General features: G+C 60.1%; 16 protein-coding genes and 1 pseudogene. 10 read left to right on the top strand and 7 right to left on the bottom strand.

What is annotated here, in order from left to right; genetic code table 11:
• Nucleotides 1-72: 72 nt before the first annotated feature.
• The 3 genes from ntrB to cynS are packed head-to-tail and all read left to right on the top strand — an operon-like array spanning nt 73 to nt 2334.
• Entirely contained in the window at nt 73-912 is an 840-nt protein-coding gene (gene ntrB / locus AB7951_RS07735; RefSeq protein WP_120292803.1) for a nitrate ABC transporter permease, read from the top strand.
• A 5-nt stretch (nt 913-917) separates the two neighbouring features.
• Complete coding sequence (locus AB7951_RS07740; RefSeq protein WP_120292907.1) at nt 918-1805, top strand: ABC transporter ATP-binding protein; 888 nt, start codon at nt 918-920, stop codon at nt 1803-1805.
• A gap of 40 nt (nt 1806-1845) precedes the next feature.
• Nucleotides 1846-2334 carry a cyanase gene (gene cynS / locus AB7951_RS07745; RefSeq protein WP_092146678.1) on the top strand — a complete coding sequence of 163 codons (489 nt, stop codon included), beginning with the start codon at nt 1846-1848 and terminating at the stop codon, nt 2332-2334.
• 117 nt (nt 2335-2451) lie between these two features.
• On the opposite strand, the gene AB7951_RS07750 is transcribed toward cynS, so the two are convergent.
• Nucleotides 2452-3189 (bottom strand): Fic family protein, encoded by a 738-nt coding sequence (locus tag AB7951_RS07750; protein WP_120292801.1) that lies wholly within the window; start codon nt 3187-3189, stop codon nt 2452-2454.
• Nucleotides 3186-3440 (bottom strand): hypothetical protein, encoded by a 255-nt coding sequence (locus AB7951_RS07755; protein ID WP_120292799.1) that lies wholly within the window; start codon nt 3438-3440, stop codon nt 3186-3188. The genes AB7951_RS07750 and AB7951_RS07755 overlap by 4 nt, the downstream gene beginning before the upstream one ends.
• A gap of 59 nt (nt 3441-3499) precedes the next feature.
• On the opposite strand from AB7951_RS07755, the pseudogene AB7951_RS07760 reads away from it, so the two are divergent.
• The 4 genes and pseudogenes from AB7951_RS07760 to AB7951_RS07775 form a co-directional block, all read left to right on the top strand.
• Nucleotides 3500-3733 (top strand): annotated as a pseudogene (locus tag AB7951_RS07760) (cyanase); the annotation flags it as partial.
• A gap of 253 nt (nt 3734-3986) precedes the next feature.
• Entirely contained in the window at nt 3987-4526 is a 540-nt protein-coding gene (locus AB7951_RS07765; RefSeq protein ID WP_147421741.1) for a hypothetical protein, read from the top strand.
• A gap of 560 nt (nt 4527-5086) precedes the next feature.
• Entirely contained in the window at nt 5087-5278 is a 192-nt protein-coding gene (locus AB7951_RS07770; RefSeq protein ID WP_441256111.1) for a TauD/TfdA family dioxygenase, read from the top strand.
• A gap of 1 nt (nt 5279) precedes the next feature.
• Complete coding sequence (locus AB7951_RS07775) at nt 5280-6179, top strand: hypothetical protein (RefSeq protein ID WP_120292793.1); 900 nt, start codon at nt 5280-5282, stop codon at nt 6177-6179.
• A gap of 15 nt (nt 6180-6194) precedes the next feature.
• Here the strand turns inward: AB7951_RS07775 and AB7951_RS07780 are convergent, their stop codons facing one another.
• Nucleotides 6195-6611, bottom strand: a complete 417-nt coding sequence (locus AB7951_RS07780; RefSeq protein WP_439089844.1) for a GNAT family N-acetyltransferase — start codon at nt 6609-6611, stop codon at nt 6195-6197.
• Between the two features lie 226 nt (nt 6612-6837).
• Between AB7951_RS07780 and AB7951_RS07785 the strand changes: the two genes are divergently transcribed.
• Nucleotides 6838-7716 carry an AraC family transcriptional regulator gene (locus tag AB7951_RS07785; protein ID WP_120292789.1) on the top strand — a complete coding sequence of 293 codons (879 nt, stop codon included), beginning with the start codon at nt 6838-6840 and terminating at the stop codon, nt 7714-7716.
• Between the two features lie 215 nt (nt 7717-7931).
• Here AB7951_RS07785 and AB7951_RS07790 read toward each other — a convergent pair whose 3' ends face one another.
• Nucleotides 7932-8696 carry a hypothetical protein gene (locus AB7951_RS07790; RefSeq protein WP_439066575.1) on the bottom strand — a complete coding sequence of 255 codons (765 nt, stop codon included), beginning with the start codon at nt 8694-8696 and terminating at the stop codon, nt 7932-7934.
• 120 nt (nt 8697-8816) lie between these two features.
• Here AB7951_RS07790 and AB7951_RS07795 point away from each other — a divergent pair, with 120 nt between their 5' ends.
• Nucleotides 8817-9881 (top strand): alpha/beta fold hydrolase, encoded by a 1065-nt coding sequence (locus AB7951_RS07795; protein ID WP_120292787.1) that lies wholly within the window; start codon nt 8817-8819, stop codon nt 9879-9881.
• Between the two features lie 35 nt (nt 9882-9916).
• Here the strand turns inward: AB7951_RS07795 and AB7951_RS07800 are convergent, their stop codons facing one another.
• Nucleotides 9917-11926, bottom strand: coding sequence for a phospholipase D-like domain-containing protein (locus AB7951_RS07800; protein WP_120292785.1), 2010 nt, complete (start codon nt 11924-11926; stop codon nt 9917-9919).
• A gap of 274 nt (nt 11927-12200) precedes the next feature.
• Between AB7951_RS07800 and AB7951_RS07805 the strand changes: the two genes are divergently transcribed.
• Nucleotides 12201-13223 (top strand): LLM class flavin-dependent oxidoreductase, encoded by a 1023-nt coding sequence (locus AB7951_RS07805; RefSeq protein WP_120292783.1) that lies wholly within the window; start codon nt 12201-12203, stop codon nt 13221-13223.
• Nucleotides 13224-13417: 194 nt separating this feature from the next.
• Here the strand turns inward: AB7951_RS07805 and AB7951_RS07810 are convergent, their stop codons facing one another.
• Nucleotides 13418-14455 carry an extracellular solute-binding protein gene (locus tag AB7951_RS07810; protein WP_439061772.1) on the bottom strand — a complete coding sequence of 346 codons (1038 nt, stop codon included), beginning with the start codon at nt 14453-14455 and terminating at the stop codon, nt 13418-13420.
• Between the two features lie 9 nt (nt 14456-14464).
• Nucleotides 14465-16792, bottom strand: a complete 2328-nt coding sequence (locus AB7951_RS07815) for a TonB-dependent siderophore receptor (RefSeq protein ID WP_439061771.1) — start codon at nt 16790-16792, stop codon at nt 14465-14467.
• Nucleotides 16793-16833 lie beyond the last annotated feature (41 nt).

Consider the following 16833-nt stretch of genomic DNA (forward strand, 5'->3'; position numbering starts at 1 on the left):
CCGGAGGTTATGGATCCCCGCCTTCGCGGGGATGACAGCAGAGTGTGTGACGATCACCAGAGAACAGACTAGATGATCCAATCCCTTCGCTTCCGCGCCGCCGTCGTGTCCATCGCGATCTTCCTCGCCTTCATCGGCGTGTGGCACCTCGCCACGCGGCAGACTTTGAGCGTCGGCACCATGTCGCCGGAATACGCAAAGCTGATGGGGCTCACCGCCACCTCCGGCAAATCCGCGATGCCCGGTCCGCTCGATGTCGGCGCCAAACTCTGGGAGCACCTGAAGCGGCCGTTCTACGACAACGGCCCGAACGACAAGGGGCTCGGCATCCAGCTCGGCTATTCTATCGGCCGCGTCGGTCTCGGCTATCTCATCGCTGTCATCGTCGCGATCCCGCTCGGCTTCCTGATCGGCATGTCGCCGCTGATGAACAAGGCGCTCGATCCCTTCATCCAGGTCTTGAAGCCGATCTCGCCTTTGGCCTGGATGCCGCTGGCGCTCTACACCATCAAGGATTCCAGCCTGTCGGCGATCTTCGTAATCTTCATCTGTTCGGTGTGGCCGATGCTGCTCAACACCGCCTTCGGTGTCGCCGCGGTGCGCAAGGAGTGGATCAATGTGGCGCGCACGCTGGAAGTCGGCACCTTCCGCCGCGCCTTCACCGTCATTCTTCCTGCGGCTGCGCCAACGATCCTCACCGGCATGCGCATTTCCATAGGCATTGCGTGGCTGGTGATCGTCGCCGCCGAGATGTTGGTCGGCGGAACGGGCATCGGTTACTTCGTCTGGAACGAATGGAATAATTTATCGATCACAAATGTGATTATCGCGATCCTGATGATCGGGATCGTCGGCATGTTGCTCGATCAGATATTGGCACGCTTCACCCGCATGGTTACGTTTCCGGAGTGAATGCGATGACCACCAAATTCATCTCCATCGAAGGCATCGCCAAGCGCTATCCGGCGGCGGCGGGCGGCAGCACCACGATCTTCGAGGACCTCTGGCTGTCGATGCCATCCGGCGAGTTTGGCTGCATCATCGGCCATTCCGGCTGCGGCAAGACCACGGTGCTCAACATCCTCGCCGGGCTGGACGAGCCCTCCGAGGGCACCGTCATTGTCGACGGCCAGCAGATCGCCGGCACCAGCCTCGACCGCGCGGTGATCTTCCAGAGTCACGCGCTGCTGCCGTGGCTGACTGTCATGGGCAACATCGCCTATGCGGTGTCGTCGAAATGGCGCAAGTGGGACAAGGCGAAAGTCCGCGCCCATGCGCAGACCTATATCGACAAGGTCGGCCTCACGGGCTCCGAGCACAAGCGGCCGTCGGAACTGTCCGGCGGCATGAAGCAGCGCGTCGGCATTGCGCGCGCGCTGTCGATCACGCCGAAGATCATGCTGATGGACGAGCCGTTCTCGGCGCTCGACGCGCTGACACGGGGGACGCTGCAGGACGAGGTGCGTCGCGTCACGCTGGAGACCGGCCAGACCACCTTCATGATCACCCATGACGTCGACGAGGCGATGTATCTTGCCGACAAGATCTTCCTGATGACCAACGGCCCCGGCGCCGTGCTGGCGGAGATCGTCGAGAACCCGCTGCCGCGGGATCGCTCGCGCATCGATCTGCACAAGCACCCGCATTATTACGCGCTGCGCAACCACATCATCGATTTCCTGGTGACGCGCAGCAAGACCTTCACCGCCACCACGCCGCACCACGACCCGCGCCATGTGCCGGTGGTGCGGCCCGCATTCCCCGAGGCGCCAACGATGCCGTCTCTTCACAGCGCGACGCGCTAGCCGCGTCACCCGAAGCCTTAAGACCCAAGGAGAAACAACCATGCTGCGATCCGACCTCACCGAAAAGCTGCTCGACATCAAGCGCGAGAAGGAATGGACCTGGAAATATATCTGCGAGCAGATCGGCGGCTATTCCGAAGTGCTGATCGTCGGCGCCATTCTCGGCAACATGAAGCTGACCAAGCCGCAGGCGGCCAATGCCGGCGAGCTGTTCGGCCTCTCGAAGAGCGAGACTGCGATGCTCAACGAGATCCCGATGCGCGCCGAGAACGTGCAGATGCCGCCGCAGGATCCGCTGATCTATCGCTTCTACGAGATGGTGATGGTGAACGGCCCGGCCTGGAAGGCGCTGATCGAGGAGGAATTCGGCGATGGCATCATGTCGGCGATCGATTTCGACATGGTGATGCAGCGCATCGCCAATCCGAAGGGCGACCGCGTCCAGATCACGATGTCCGGCAAGTTCCTGCCGTACAAGTATTACGGCGCGACGGGCAATGTGCCGGAATATGGGTTCAAGGAGGGGTAGACGTAACGCGCTCAACCCCAAACGTAAGGCGCGCGCAGCGCCGTCTCGAACAATGCAGGACGGGCAGTTGTCAAGGATTGCTTGACAGCTGCCACAGACAGCAAGTGCTCCGGCGACCTATTCTTGTGCGGCTTTGCGCGTCATGTCTTGTGCATCGTACTGCGCTTTCAATGTTACATCCGCGATATCGCCAAGGATCACGTCCTCGTCCTGGCCACCGAGACCGGGCGCGGACGAGACGTTGGCGGCGAGCCCATCAAGCGCAACGGCGTCCCGAATGAGCGGCTTGAGATATATGTCCAGATGGCCTTTGCCGGGCTCATCAAGCTCTCTTGTCAGTGCGGCAAGATAGTCGCTCTGGTCGATGGAGGCCCAGTCGATGCTGAAGCCGGCGCGTTGGGCGAGCACGCAATGTATCACCATGATCGTTCTGCCGTTGCCGTCCAGAAAAGGATGCGCGTGAGCAAGATATCCCATGACCTCGCCAGGCCTGGCAGCCATGGTTTCTTTGTCCTGGCCCAGCTTCAAGGCGTAGGTGATCGCACGCTGGATATCGTGCGGGTAGGCGAAGACGATCCTGTTCGTGTCGTTGCCTTTACTGACCACGAGATGGGCCGCGTTGGTCAGACGGTCCTCGCCGGCCCACGGATAGACGCCTTCGAAGAGCAATTTGTGCGTGCCGACCACGTCATTATATGAAAGTTGTGGTGTGGCGGCGAGTTTTGCGAATGCCGCATCCAGCCCTGTCGTAAAGGACAGGTGCTCCATCTGCCGTACGATTGTCTTGTCCTTGGTCCGCGCCACGTTACGCAGATAGCCGCGCGTGCCGAAATCGCCGAACGGATCGAATGTCACGTTTTCGTTTCGCGCAGATACCGTGCCTGCAGGCGAACCGCCTGGACCCGGCTGAGATGCCCGGCGCGTTGCAAGCCAACGAGCAACTGCTCGATGGGATCGAACGCGACATCATCGCCTGCCAACCGCGTGATGTGATGCGCGAGCTGGTCGCTTGGCGTCACGCGATAAGTCACGTGATGCTGTTCGGCGAGATTTTCGATCACCCGGGCGGTCGCGTTCACAGTCTGGCTTTGACGGCGGATAGGCATCGGTTCTCCTCGCATCACCATAGCATTCGGACCGCTGAAAATCCATTAATTCATGGAAATATGAACTATATCATGAAGTTATCGATCGCGAGAACGGCCCGGCCCGGAAGGCGCTGATCGAGGAGGAATTCGGCGACGGCATCATGTCGGCGATCGATTTCGACATGGTGATGCAGCGCATCAGTAATCCCAAGGGCGACCGCGTCCAGATCACGATGTCCGGCAAGTTCCTGCCGTACAAGTATTACGGCGCGACGGGCAACGTGCCGGAATATGGGTTCAAGGAGGGATGAGAGCCAAAAGGAAGGTGTCACCTTCGGCTAGCATCGTGGCCGGGCTCCGTCACGGCTACGATGTTTAGATTTCGGTCAAATTCTTGGCTCCCCTCAATCCTGATCGCACGGCCGGATGCGTTCGCTTTTGCGAAAGCAGTAAAGAAGCTTGAAAAGTCGGAGACTAAAATGCAACCTAGGGGAGATGTTCTGTCGCGGAAAAGATTTAAGTGGCGGGGCCGTCTTCTACTACAGTTTGAGGTTGCCTGGGCGCGTGGTGATTTCCATCGCAGACATACAGAAGGATCTTCCCGATTGGGATGATGACGTTGTGGAGCAGTGGCTTCACTATTTCGCCAATGAACCGGACTGTGGATGGCCGCCGCCAGAGCCGCTGGGCGATCATCGTTGGGGGCGCCTGTTAGGAAGCCGACCATTGACTTGGTGGAAGCAAGTCATATGGCAACAAGAAGAGCAGCACTGTGGGTTGCCACAGCTTTCTGCGAAGGCTCGTGCGGATGTGACCGAGATTGTCCAGCAAATGAATTTGCGCACCGCTGACATGAGTACTCAACGACGGGTTGCTCAACCTTTTCTGTATTTGCGGGATAAGGGTGTATTCCCGCGCGCGCCGCTGATGATAAAGAAGCCAGATGGCTTGAGCATAATCGATGGGGCTCATCGAATGGCGGCATTTGAACTTATTCAGTCGATGCCCGATGCAGAGCTACAGAAGCTAAAAATCAAGAAGCCGTCTCGGGATCAAAATGTTTGGGTCGGTCGTCATATTTCTGGCGAACTACCGTTCGGGTGAAGCTCATTTAATAACATTTCTACTTCGAACTGGAAAGAAGTGCGCCCCAACCAGTAAATTGTGTATGTGCCTACTACAAAAACAGTTTGTAGGGATAATCAGTGAATCTCGATGAAATTGGTTTGAGACGCGACGGATATTTCTTTGGGGCTGGGTTCTCAGAAGAGGATCTTAAAGCCGTTATTTCGCGGCTAGGACATGTACGGGTGGATGACCGTAGTCCAGATCCTGTTCGTGAGATTAGTCCGCAGTCTATCGACCTGGCGAAGACGAATACGCTTTCGAGTCGTTATGGTGCCGGTCAATTTCCGTTTCACACCGATGCCGCGCATTGGGAAAAACCAGCGCGCTACTTGGTTCTATACTGCGTCAATCCAGGCGGTGGAGCGCGGCCAACTCTGCTGCAAGACTCCAATAAGTGGCACTTCTCCGATGCAGAGATAGACTTGGCTTGTCGTGCTATTTGGCGAACGGGACACATCCGAACGCGACTTTGCATGTTCGCTGAGTTTAGAGGAGGAGAGCTTGCAATTCGCTATGATAGAGATTGCATGCGACCTATGACAAACGAAGCGCGGGAACTCGATAGACTAATAGAGCAGAAGCTCTCCCATAGTGAGAGCGTTCAGATTCAGTGGGAGAAGAATTGTCTTCTAGTTATTGACAATCATAGAATGGTCCATGCTCGTGGCCTAGCAAAACGGCCGGACGCGAATAGGACGCTCAAGCGTATTTTGATAGGTGGGAACTGAGATGCAGTCGTGGAATTCCGAAGGGCTTTGGATAAAAGCAAAGCTGTTTATGGATCGCGCCAATGAGCATGATCATGGCTCTCCCAACTTTGCATTTTACGCCGCGCTCTCAATTGAATGTTTGGGTAGAAGCGCGTTGACAAAAGTGCATCCAGTACTGAATGCGGATCCGAGAGATGATGCGAACGTCCTATACGCTTGTGGGTACGCATTCGCAAAGCCGCGATCACTGCCAGCGCATTCGGTCTATCTCCGTTTAGAAAAGATCGTGGATCCGTTTCAGAAACATCATAGAGAGTTGTGCGAATTTCTCGCCTTGCAGCGAAATGCGCACGTTCACACCGCAGATTTGCCCTATGAAAATCTCGGAACCGAAAAGTGGCTTGCCCGTTTTTACGATACTGTCGAAATTCTTCATAATTTTCTCGGGAAACCGCTTTTTAGTTTTCTCGGTAAACAAGGAGCTGGTATCGCGAGCGAGCTGATCAAGACGCTAAACGAGGGGGTGTTGAGTGCTGTCAAGACTAAGATTTCTGCTCATCGAAAAGTCTTTGAGGCTAAGCCAACTAGTGAGCAGAAAAAGCTGATAGATGCGGCCTCGTCGATCTTTGCCTCGCCGAGTCGCAACCAGCATGTTTCGGTTTGCCCTTCGTGTGGTGCAAACGGGAAGGTTACAGGAAAGCGCTTTAAGGAGTTGCCAGAGCAGTACGCGGAAGGAGAGTTGTATATGGAAGTCGAGTATTTGGCGACTTCATTTCAGTGCACAGCCTGCGAGTTGTCATTCATCTCGATTGAGGAGATTGCTCATGCAGGTCTTCCAACTCATTTCAAGAAATACGAGTCGACAAGTCTCCATGACTTGTATGAGCCAGAGCACTACGAAGAGTATGACAACATGTGATTCTGTTGTGGGTGCCTATTCCGTAGAATCAAAGTCATCCGTATCGTCTGGTAGCTGATCGCTAAACGGGCCGACCCAGCCTTGGCTTTGGCCCCTTCTCATCAGGCTATATCCTGCTCCGCTCATTGTGTTGCGATTGCTTTTGTTGGGGTAGTAAGTGTCAGGCGGAGTGATCTGTATCCCGTGGTGCTCATATGCTCGCCTCAGCATCTCGCTACCAATTCCCGCGTTCTGGAATTCCTTATCGATGTCTATAACGTCTGCATGCACTGCAGTGCGCTGAAAGTACTCGTCGCTGTCATCTTCTATTCTAAGGGTAAATTCGCCGATTTCCTTGTCGTTGTGGTATGCAGTAATTATGTCATCGCTCACATCAATCTGAATCTCTCTCCCTTTTTTGTCGATAAAGATGTCTTCGAGGTTTGAATTCATAAGAGGGCTCTTGCTTCATCAAAGTCAGTGAGCTGTCAGCTTAGCGCAGACGTTTTCTAGCGTCGTCTTCGATTGCTAAGCAGTGTCGATCTTAGAGTAGCTGATTGTGCGGAGTATCTGGATATATTACCAGAATGATCGTGCGTTTTCGCATTTTCTTGCCGTACTTTAACTTCATAGCAAGACCGATCAAGACACCCCCATTCGCCCATGCGATACCCGCCGCATGAACCAGCCTCTCCCGCACCGCACCCCTGATCTCGTCGCCGTCCTCGCCTGGATCGAGCAGCGTCTCGACGATCCCCTGAGCGTCGAGACGATCGCCGCCCGCGCCAGCCTCTCGCCCTATCATTTCTCGCGGCTTTTCTCGGCCGCGATGGGGCGGGGCGTGATGGCGCATGTGCGCGGGCGCAGGCTGGTCCGCGCGGCGCAGCGGCTGACCGCTGATCCCGATCTGCGGCTGGTCGATCTCGCATTCGAGTGCGGCTTCGACTCGCAGGAGGCGTTCACGCGCGCGTTTGCCCGCCTGTTCGGCGTCGCGCCGGGGCGGTTTCGGCGCGGCTTCAGTGTCACTCCCATCGAAGGACAATATCCGATGACCATGCCCGACGACGTCGCCGTCGCTGTCACCCGCTTGCCGGACCTGGTGGCGCTGGACGCCTTCGCCGTCGCAGGTCCTTCGGCGCGGTTCGATGAGGCGAACAAGGCCGACATTCCGCAACTGTGGTCGAAGCTGATGGGCGCATTGCCGTTCAAAGGGCAGGTGCCGAGCTGGACCACCTATGGGGTGGTCTGGAATGTCGACCGTGCCGAAGGCAGTTTCGATTACATGGCCGGCGTCGGCGTCGCGGAAGACGCGGCGCTGCCTGAGGGCTTTGCGGCGAAGCGCATCGCGGCATCGCGTTATGCGGTGTTTCGCATCGTGCTGAATGGCGGCGCGGTGCATCCGCAGCTCAAGCGCGCGATGGCATTGATCTGGGGCGAGCTGGTGCCGGCATCGGGGCTCACGGTCGCCGACCGGCCGGATTTCGAACGCTATGACAGCGAGTTCGCGCCGACGAAGAAGGGCGCGGTGATCGATTTCTATTTGCCAGTGGAGGTGTGAGGCTCCGTCTTCTCCGCGTCATGGCCGGGCGGCACCGCGTGTTGCACGCTGTTCTCTCCCCACGTCATGGCCGGGTGGCGCGAAGCGAGCTTCGCTAGATGACCCGGCCATCCACGTTGCTTTCTGCGCTCGGCGCAAAGATGGATCCCCGGGTCAAGCCCGGGGATGACGTGGAGAGAGTGGAGGCATGACGGAGTCATGCGCGTGACGGCGCGCTAATATCGCCGGCTTCCCCTTGGCCGCAGCGCCGGATGATCCCGCTCCGGCGGCGTATGCGCGGCTTCCAGCAGCGCCATCGCGTCGTCCGGAATCTGTGTCACATCGACGCCGCCACGGCGCATCTCCTTCAGCGCGGTGCGGATCGCAGCGTCGCGCTCCATCATCTCGCGGCCGGTGCGCGCGGGCATGTCGATGTGGCGGCGCGGGCGCCGGCGGCCCATGGCCTCCAGCCGCGCCATCTTCACCACTTGCAGCGCCTGCATCAGGCGGTCGATGTCGACATCGGGCTGCGCTTCCAGCTCGCGCACGGCGCGCTCCGCCAGCGCGTGCAGCCGCTCGGCGAGTTTTCGCAGCTTGAGTTTCTGCGAGGCGCGGGCGGAGGGCACCGTGTCGGTGGCGCGCGGCGCGAAGAGCGGGCGCTGCCAGCCGCCGTCGCGGGTCCAGCGGCAGATCGAGGCGCGGCCGACGCCGGTTTGCTTCGCGATCTCGCCATAGGTCAGCACCGTCGTCTCGATCAGGCGGCGCACCTGCGCGCATTTGGCATCCCCATGCGGCCGCCTGGAGCCGCGCACGCGTGGGCCGCCCACAAAGGCATCCGGCGCCTCGGGCTCATCGGGCGTGACGCGAAGGCGGAGGATGGGGCCGAAGAAGGGATGGGTCATGCCAAAGAATATATACCTATACGCGGGGTTGCGCAAGCCGGGCGTGCGGCGTCCGGTGCATCGCCGTCCGTCGGCGCCGATATCGTGGGAGGCGCGCATCCGGTCACTTGGCTGCACCTGTGATTGCGCGATAGGCTGGCACACGTCGATCGTGCCTGGCTCACAAAGAGGGGGCGGCGCGATGCGGAGGAAACCCGGCGGGAACGGCAGGGGGATTTCATGGCAGGTGTCGATTATCTGATCACCGCGCGCGGCATCTCGGGCGCGGCCTTCAATGAGAATGTCGGCACCATCCGCTATCTGCGGGTGCCGTCCAATGTGGCGATCCCGACGCCGGCGATGGCGACATCGAGCAAGACCGATCTCGCCAAATGGGTGAAGGAAGTGCGCGACATTGCGGATGGCGACCCCAACCAGAATTCGATCAGCGTGGCTGGCGACATCCTCGTCTTCATCCACGGCTACAACAACGATCTCGACATCATCATGAAGCGCCAGCGGCAGCTGGCGAAGGATCTCAAGGCCGAAGGCTGGAAGGGCCTCGTCATCGGCTTCGACTGGCCGAGCGACAACGAGACGCTGGCCTATTGGCAGGATCGCTCCAAGGGCGCCGAAGTGGCGGTGAAGCTGGTGAGCGATTGCATCACCGTGCTGGCGCAGGGGCAGGAGAAGGACTGCGTCACCAATGTGCATCTGCTCGGCCATTCCACCGGCGCCTATGTGGCCATGGAAGCCTTCGTGCAGGCGGAGAAGGACGGCGCGCTGTTCAAGAGCAACTGGCGCGTCAGCCAGGTCGCCTTCATTGCCGGCGACGTGGCGTCGTCGAGCCTCTCGGTGAACGATTCCTGGTCGGGGCCGATGTTCAAGCGCATCCTGCGGCTGACCAACTATTCAAACCCCTATGACAGCGTGCTGGCGGCCTCCAATGCCAAGCGGCTCGGCGTCGCGCCGCGCGCGGGCCGCGTCGGCCTGCCGGCGGATGCGCATTCGAAAGCCACCAATGTCAATTGCGGGGACTATTTCGCCACGCTCGATCCGAAGAAGAGCACCTTCTTCGGCGACTTCACCCATTCCTGGCACATCGGCAACCGCGTCTTCGCGCGCGATCTCGCCATGACCCTCGAAGGCGCCATCGACCGCGATGCGATCCCGACACGCGCACTGGTCGGCGGCGCGCTGATGCTGCAGGACAGACCGCGGCCGAAATTCATGGCCGACTGGGGCATCAAGGCCGCCGCCACCCGCGGCGGCGCGCCGCGGGATGGGACGGGTGTGCTGAGCTAGCGCCGGGAGCGGGGGGCTCCGGCGTGTTGCCCCGCTCAGCGTTTCGACTTGGCCTTTGACTTTTTGGTCTTGGCTTTCTTCGCCTTGGTCGTCTTGGTCTTGGCTTTTTTGGTCTTCGCCTTCGCGACCTTCTTGGATTTGACGGTCTTGGCTTTTGCTTTTTTGGCTGACGCAGCCTTTGCCGTCTTCTTCGTTCTTTTCTTCTTGGCTGTCTTCGTCTTCGCCTTCTTCGCTACAGCCTTGGCTGCCTTCTTCTTTTTCGGCGGACGCACCGGTTCGTCATCGCTGTGGGTTGCGGCATTGACGGTCCAGTTGGACGCCGGGATCGTGAAGAACATCTCGCGGCGGCGCGACTTGAATCCACCGGGCTTGAAATAGCTCTCCGTCCATCGGTCGTCCGGATCGAGGAACACCTTCTCCGGCTTCTCGCCTTTCTTGCGCTTGCTGGCCACGTCATTGGCGACATCGCGGAAATAGAAGTGCCGGAACAGGCGGTCGAACTCGGTCATGTAGATGTCCGCCACGCGGGTCGAGCCGCGGATCAGGATCATGTTTTCGTCGTTGGTGGTCAGCGATCCTTCCGAGAAATTTGCCGAGCCGGTGCAGATGAGGGGATCGTCGCTCAGGGGATCGATCAGCAGATATTTGGTGTGGACGAAGAAGATATTGCCTTCGTCGCGGGTGAGCTCTTCCTTGAGAAACCAGCGGTCGAGCGGAAACTCCTTCACCTTGCGCTTGGCGACCAGCTTGCCGTCGACCACCTTGAACTCGGCGCCCAGCACGGCGCCGAACGAGATCTGCAGGTCGCGGTCGCCCTTGAGCGCCTTGCGCTCGTCGGCGGTGGGCGGCTTCTCCTTGAGCACGAAGCGCAGGAAGTCGCGGTCGCGCGCCAGCGGTTCGATGAAATCGGCGGCGACATTGAAGGCCGCGGTGAACATGATCGACGACGTGGCGTCGCTCATCCGGTCGGCATACCAGTTCAGCATCGACGCCGTCTGGCGCGGCGAGAAGATGCAAGTCTGCGATCCCGGCTTCACGAGGGCGGGCGGGTAGGGCGAGATCTCCGCGACGCCTTCCTTCGCCGGCTTGCCGGTGGGGTTGTCGCTCAGGATCGTCCAGTATTTCAGGTATTGTTCGGCGACGTCGCTGTCATGGACGAGGTGGCCGACATTCGACTGGCCGAGGAATCCGGACGGCGTGATGTTGGTCGAGCCGGTCCACACTTCTTGCGGCGCGTCACCGTCGAGCTTGATGATGAACTTGTTGTGCGGGATCGGCGGCCGCGTGCGCCAGATCACCACCGGCTCGCCGTTATGCTTCGTCTTGACGTCGAGGCCGGCGGCCTTCATCGCCTTGCGGTTCTTGCCCTTCTTGTCGTCATGCACGATCAGCCGGACGTCGAAGCCGTCATCGATCTTGGTCTTCAACGCTTCGATGATGGGCGCGTAGGTGAATTCGTAAATGCATGCGCGCAGCGCCTCGCTCTTCTTCGTCGTGTCGATATAGTCCAGGCAGGCCTCCAGCAGGCCGCGCGAGAGCCAGACCGTATGCTTGTCCTTCGGATTGTCCATCTCCGCTTCGGTCGGTTTATGGTTCTTGAACTTGCGCGCATAGGCCTGGCTGGCGATGGCGCCGCGGTTGAACCAGATGCCGTGTTGACCGTCGTCCTCCTTCTCCGTCGTGACGGTGAAGGCGAGCTTCTCGGCGTCGCGCAGTTCGGGCGCGGTCGGGTCGCCAAATACGGGGATGACCTCGAAGTGATAGGTCGTGCAGGGCTCCGCGGTGTAGTCGCTCCAGAGGAAACTCTGGATCGGAAATTTGTCGGTGAAATACTCGCCGTGCTCGGTGTCGGGCTCTGGCTCGACCTCTTCGAACACTTTCAGCGATCGCAGGAATTCCGGTCTGCCGGCTCCCCTGGCACGCTGGAACGCAAATCCCAGCAGCCCCTTGCAAGCTGCCTCATCGCAATTGAGGGCGATCATGATTGCGCGCGTGCCCGCGATCGCGCTCGCTTCGAAAGCTCCGGCAGACGTCGTAACGCGCATGGCCTGTCCCCCCGTTTTTCGACGTGACGCTGATGCTCGCCCAACGCCGTATTTTGGTCAACCTATAGAAGATTTGTGACAGGATGCACGTTTAAGGGGTGCGGGCGAGGGGCTGTGTGACGTCGTGCCGGGGGATGCGCGAAAGTGGACACGGATCTGCAGTCCACGAAAATGATCGCCTCACCGGAAACGATGCGTTTCCATCGTTTCTCTTTTCTTGCTCCCATTCACGCCTAAATAGGTGGTCAGCAAACCCACCCCGAGTACCCGTCCCATGAAGAACATCGGCTTTCTTTCCTTCGGCCACTGGACCCCTTCGGCCTCATCGCAGACGCGCTCGGCGGGCGACGCGCTGTTGCAATCCATCGATCTCGCCGTCGCTGCCGAGGAGCTCGGCGCAGACGGCGCCTATTTTCGGGTGCATCATTTCGCGCGCCAGCTCGCGGCACCGTTTCCGCTGCTCGCCGCTGTCGGAGCGCGCACCAAGAAGATCGAGATCGGCACCGCCGTGATCGACATGCGCTACGAGAACCCGCTCTATATGGCGGAGGACGCCGGCAGCGCTGACTTGATCGCGGGGGGACGGCTGCAGCTCGGCATCTCCCGCGGCTCGCCGGAGCAGGTGATCGACGGCTATCGCTATTTCGGCTACGCGCCCCCTGAGGGCCAAACCGATGCCGACATGGCGCGGCGGCATACCGAGGTGTTTCTCGACGTGTTGCAAGGCAAGGGCTTTGCACAGCCGAATCCCAATCCGATGTTTCCGAACCCGCCCGGCCTGCTGCGGCTCGAGCCGCATAGCGAAGGATTGCGCGAGCGCATCTGGTGGGGTGCCTCCACCAATGCGACGGCGGAATGGGCGGCCAAGCAGGGCATGAACCTGCAGTCATCGACGCTGAAGATCGACGAGAGTGGGAAGCCGTTTCATGTGCAGCAGGCCGAGCAGATCCGGCTCTATCGCAACGCCTGGAAGGCGGCGGGACATACGCGCGACCCGCGCGTGTCAGTGAGCCGCAGCATCTTCGCGCTGGTGGACGACCGCGACCGCGCTTATTTCGGCCGGGGCAACGAGGGCGAGGACAAGGTCGGCTACCTGCACGGCTCCGAGCGCGCCATCTTCGGCCGCAGCTTTGCAGCAGAGCCGGATGCGCTGATCAAGCAGCTGAAGGGCGACGAGGCGATTGCGGAAGCGGATACGCTGCTGCTGACGGTGCCCAATCAGCTGGGCGTCGATTACAACGCGCATGTGATCGAGGCGATCTTGAAGCACGTGGCGCCCGGCATGGGCTGGCGGTGATCTTTCTTACCCTCCCCCCGCGCGAAGCGAAGCTTCGCTAGGCGGGGAGGGTCGGCGAACGAAGTGAGCCGGGGTGGGGGTGCCCACACTAGGGCGGAGTTTGTGGCACCCCCACCCGACCGGCCCAATAAGAAAGAATTGGGCCGGCCACCCTCCCCGCAAGGGGGAGGGTAAGATCACGGCACGCTTTGGCCTTACTTTTCGAAGCCAACCTTCTTGATCAGTGCAATCGCCGCCTTCTGACTTGCAGAGATCGCATCGATATCAAGCGTATCGCTCGAAAACGCTCCCATCGCCGCAACCAGCGGGGCGCTCTCGGCACCTGCCGTCACCGGATATTCCAGCTCAGCCGCGGCATAGAGTTTCTGCGCGGGCGGTGTCACCAGAAATTCCAGGAACTTCAGCGCGGCGGCGCGATGCGGCGCATGTTTCGCCAGCGCCGCACCGGTGAGGTTCACATGCGTGCCGCGGCGCTCGAATGTCGTCGGCACCGTCTTCACTTTATTCGCCCAGGCCGTCCACTCCGCGCCTTCGCGGCCGTCGCGCAATTGTGCCAGCGCCACGGTATTGGCGATGCCGATACTGCAGCGACCTTCCGCAAGCTGGCGGATGACATCGTTGTCCTTGCCTTCCGGCGCATGTGCGAGATTGGCCTTGATGCCGCGCAGCCACGCCTCGGTGGCGTCCGCACCGTGATGCACGAGATAGGCCGATATCAGCGCGACATTGTTCTGGTGCAACGGCGAGCGGATGCAGAGCTGGCCGCGAAAGCGGGGATCGGCGAGATCCTCATAGCGGATCGCGCCTTGCGGTGAGTCATTCCGTACCATCACCACGCGCGGACGCACCGACAGGCTGATCCATTCCCTGCCGCGCAGCTGCGGCGGGATTGCCTTGTGGAGCAGGGCAGAGGTGGTCGGTTGCGACAGATCATTCGCGGCGAATTGCGAGGTCTTGTCGAGGCCGATGGTCGTCAGCACGTCGGCGGGGGAGGCGTCGCCCTCGACCTTCATGCGCGTGACGAGATTGTCCTCGATGTAAGTGAGCTTGACCGTGATCCCGGTCGCCGCCGTGAAGGATGCGACGACCGGTTCGACGAGCTGCGGTTCACGCGTCGAATAGAGGTTGATCTCTTCGGCGCGGCTTGTGGCCATGCCGAAGAGGAGGAGCGACGACGCAAGCGTCAGAGCCAGCGGTAGTGCCCGAACGTTGCGTCGTCGCGATGGTCGCATTCTGTTGCCTCAGAACTTCACCGTCGCTGCCAGCGAGAACCGGCGTGCATCGCCCAGGGCAACGTTGGGAAGGCTCACTGCCGATGGATAGTAGACCTTGTCGAAGATGTTCTTGATGTTGAATTGATAGATCACGGGCAGAGTCTGGTATTTCGTCTCGTAGGTCGCAAAGGCGTCCGCCACCGTGTAAGACGGCAACACGAAGCTGTTTGCAGCATCGCCGGGACGATCGCCGACATAATGTGCACCGGCGCCGACGCGCAGACGACCCGGCAGCATCGTGCCGAAATCATAGACGAGATACAGCGACCCGGTGTTCAGGGCGACATTCTGCAGGTGGTTTCCGGTGTATTGCGAATCCTGCGTCAAGATCGCATCGGTATAGGCATAGCTGGCGATCATGCTCCAGCTGTCAGTCAGCTTGCCGGTAACGTCGACTTCGACACCGCGTGAGCGCGCTGCAGCCGCGGTGCGTGCCTCGTTGGTCGTGGTGACCGTATTGTATTGCGACAGCATCACGTTCTTTTTGTCAATGTCGTACAGCGCGACCGTGCCTGACAGGCGCTTGTTGATATCGAACTTGATGCCGGTCTCCCACGACACGCCTTCCTCGGGCTTCGTCTGCGAGTCGAAGACCGCGCCGTTGGGAGCGATGGTCGAATTCGGCTTCAGCGATTCCGTGTAGCTGGCATAGAGCGAGACTTCGTCGGTGACCTTCAGGATCACGCCGCCGAGCGGCAGCGCCTTGTTGCCGGACAGGTCCGTATTGGCGATGAACGGATTGCGCCCGCGTCCCGCCAGCTGGTCGAATGTCATGTAACGCACGCCGCCGACCACGGCGACCCGATTGGTCAGATGCAGCGTGTCCTGGAAGAACAAGGACTGCGTGCTGAGCTTGTCGGTCTGATCGCTGTCGGTAGCGACAACGGTGGTGCCGGGCAATTGTCGATCATAAACCGGATTGAAGATGTTGAAATTCGCAGCCCCCTGCCGGACCAGATCCTTGCGGTAGATCACGCGATACTGGGCATCGCCGCCGAACAGCACTTCGTTGCGCATGCCGCCGATCCAGAATCCGCCCTGTATATAGGCGGTGCCGAAGCTGGAGGACGTCAGTGCGCCGTAGGTGCCGTCATTGCTGCGTGTCGCGATGCCAGTGGTCGGGTTGACCACCGTATTGCGCAACTGCGCAGCATTATAGGTTTCGACGTTGTAGCTATAGCCCGCATAGACCTTCCAGTCCTCGTTGATCTTTTGATCCACCGAGGCCTGGATGAGATCCGACGTGCCCCACATGCTGTTATAGGGCTCGTCGATGCGGCGTGTCGCCGGAATGGCGAACGGCGCCTTCGTCACGCTGTTGAAGGCCGTGCCGCGATCGAACGGCGAATAAAAGTCGCGATGTTCGTAGTTGATCTGAACCGTGGTCGTGTCGCCATACCAGGCCAGCGACGGCGCGTAGAGCGTCTCCTTGCGGGTGCCGAAGTTCCGCCAGTAATCCTCGTTGATGCCATAGCCGACGAAACGATAGGCGAGGCCATCCTTGCCGAGCGGTCCGGTGATATCAATGGTCGCATTGGCCCCGCTGCGCGAACCATAGGTCGCGCCTTCCAGCGTCACCTCGCCGTGCTGATACAATTCCGGCCGCTTGCTGATGGTGTTGACGATGCCGCCGGGATCCATGATGCCGTAGAGCAGCGACGCCGGTCCCTTCAGCACTTCGATACTTTCAACAGCAGGATTGAACGAGCGGCCCTGCACGATCGGCATGCCGTTGCGCATGATCGAGCCGTCGCGGTTGTCGCCGAAACCGCGACGGATCACGGCGTCCTGCGTGCCGGCCAGCGTATTGGTCTGGGTGATGCCGCTGATGTTGACCAGCGCGTCATCGAGATTGCGCGGACGCTGGTCGCTGATCACCTGCTGCGGCACGACGTTGACGACCTGCGACGTGTTGAGCGGCGACGTCGCGCCGCGCAGCGTCGTCGCATTCGGCATCGCGCGATAGCCGAGGATCTGTTCGTATTTCGCGGCGGCGGCAGCGATAGCGCGCTCGGTCGGTGTCGGCGGGGCGGGCGGCGGCGTGGCATTGCGGCGTGCGGCGACAGCTCGCGCCCGGCTCGGCGTGGCGCTCGCAGCACGTGCGGGCCGGCGCGCCTGTGTCGGCGATTCGACGGTGACCGGCGGCAGCGTCGTATTCGTCTGTGCATTGGCGATCGAGGCCCCGGTCACATAATCGCCGAGCAGGAACGTCGCGCCGATCAACCAATACGCGCGGCGCAACTTGAAGATGCTGCGTGCGTTGCTGTTGAGATTGCAATGGTTGTCCGTCGTCACGTTGTGTCGCCTTCGCGTTTGAGAAACATGCGCAGGCGATC

The sequence above is a fragment of the Tardiphaga sp. 285_C5_N1_2 genome, from assembly GCF_052076065.1.
GTDB lineage: Bacteria > Pseudomonadota > Alphaproteobacteria > Rhizobiales > Xanthobacteraceae > Tardiphaga > Tardiphaga robiniae.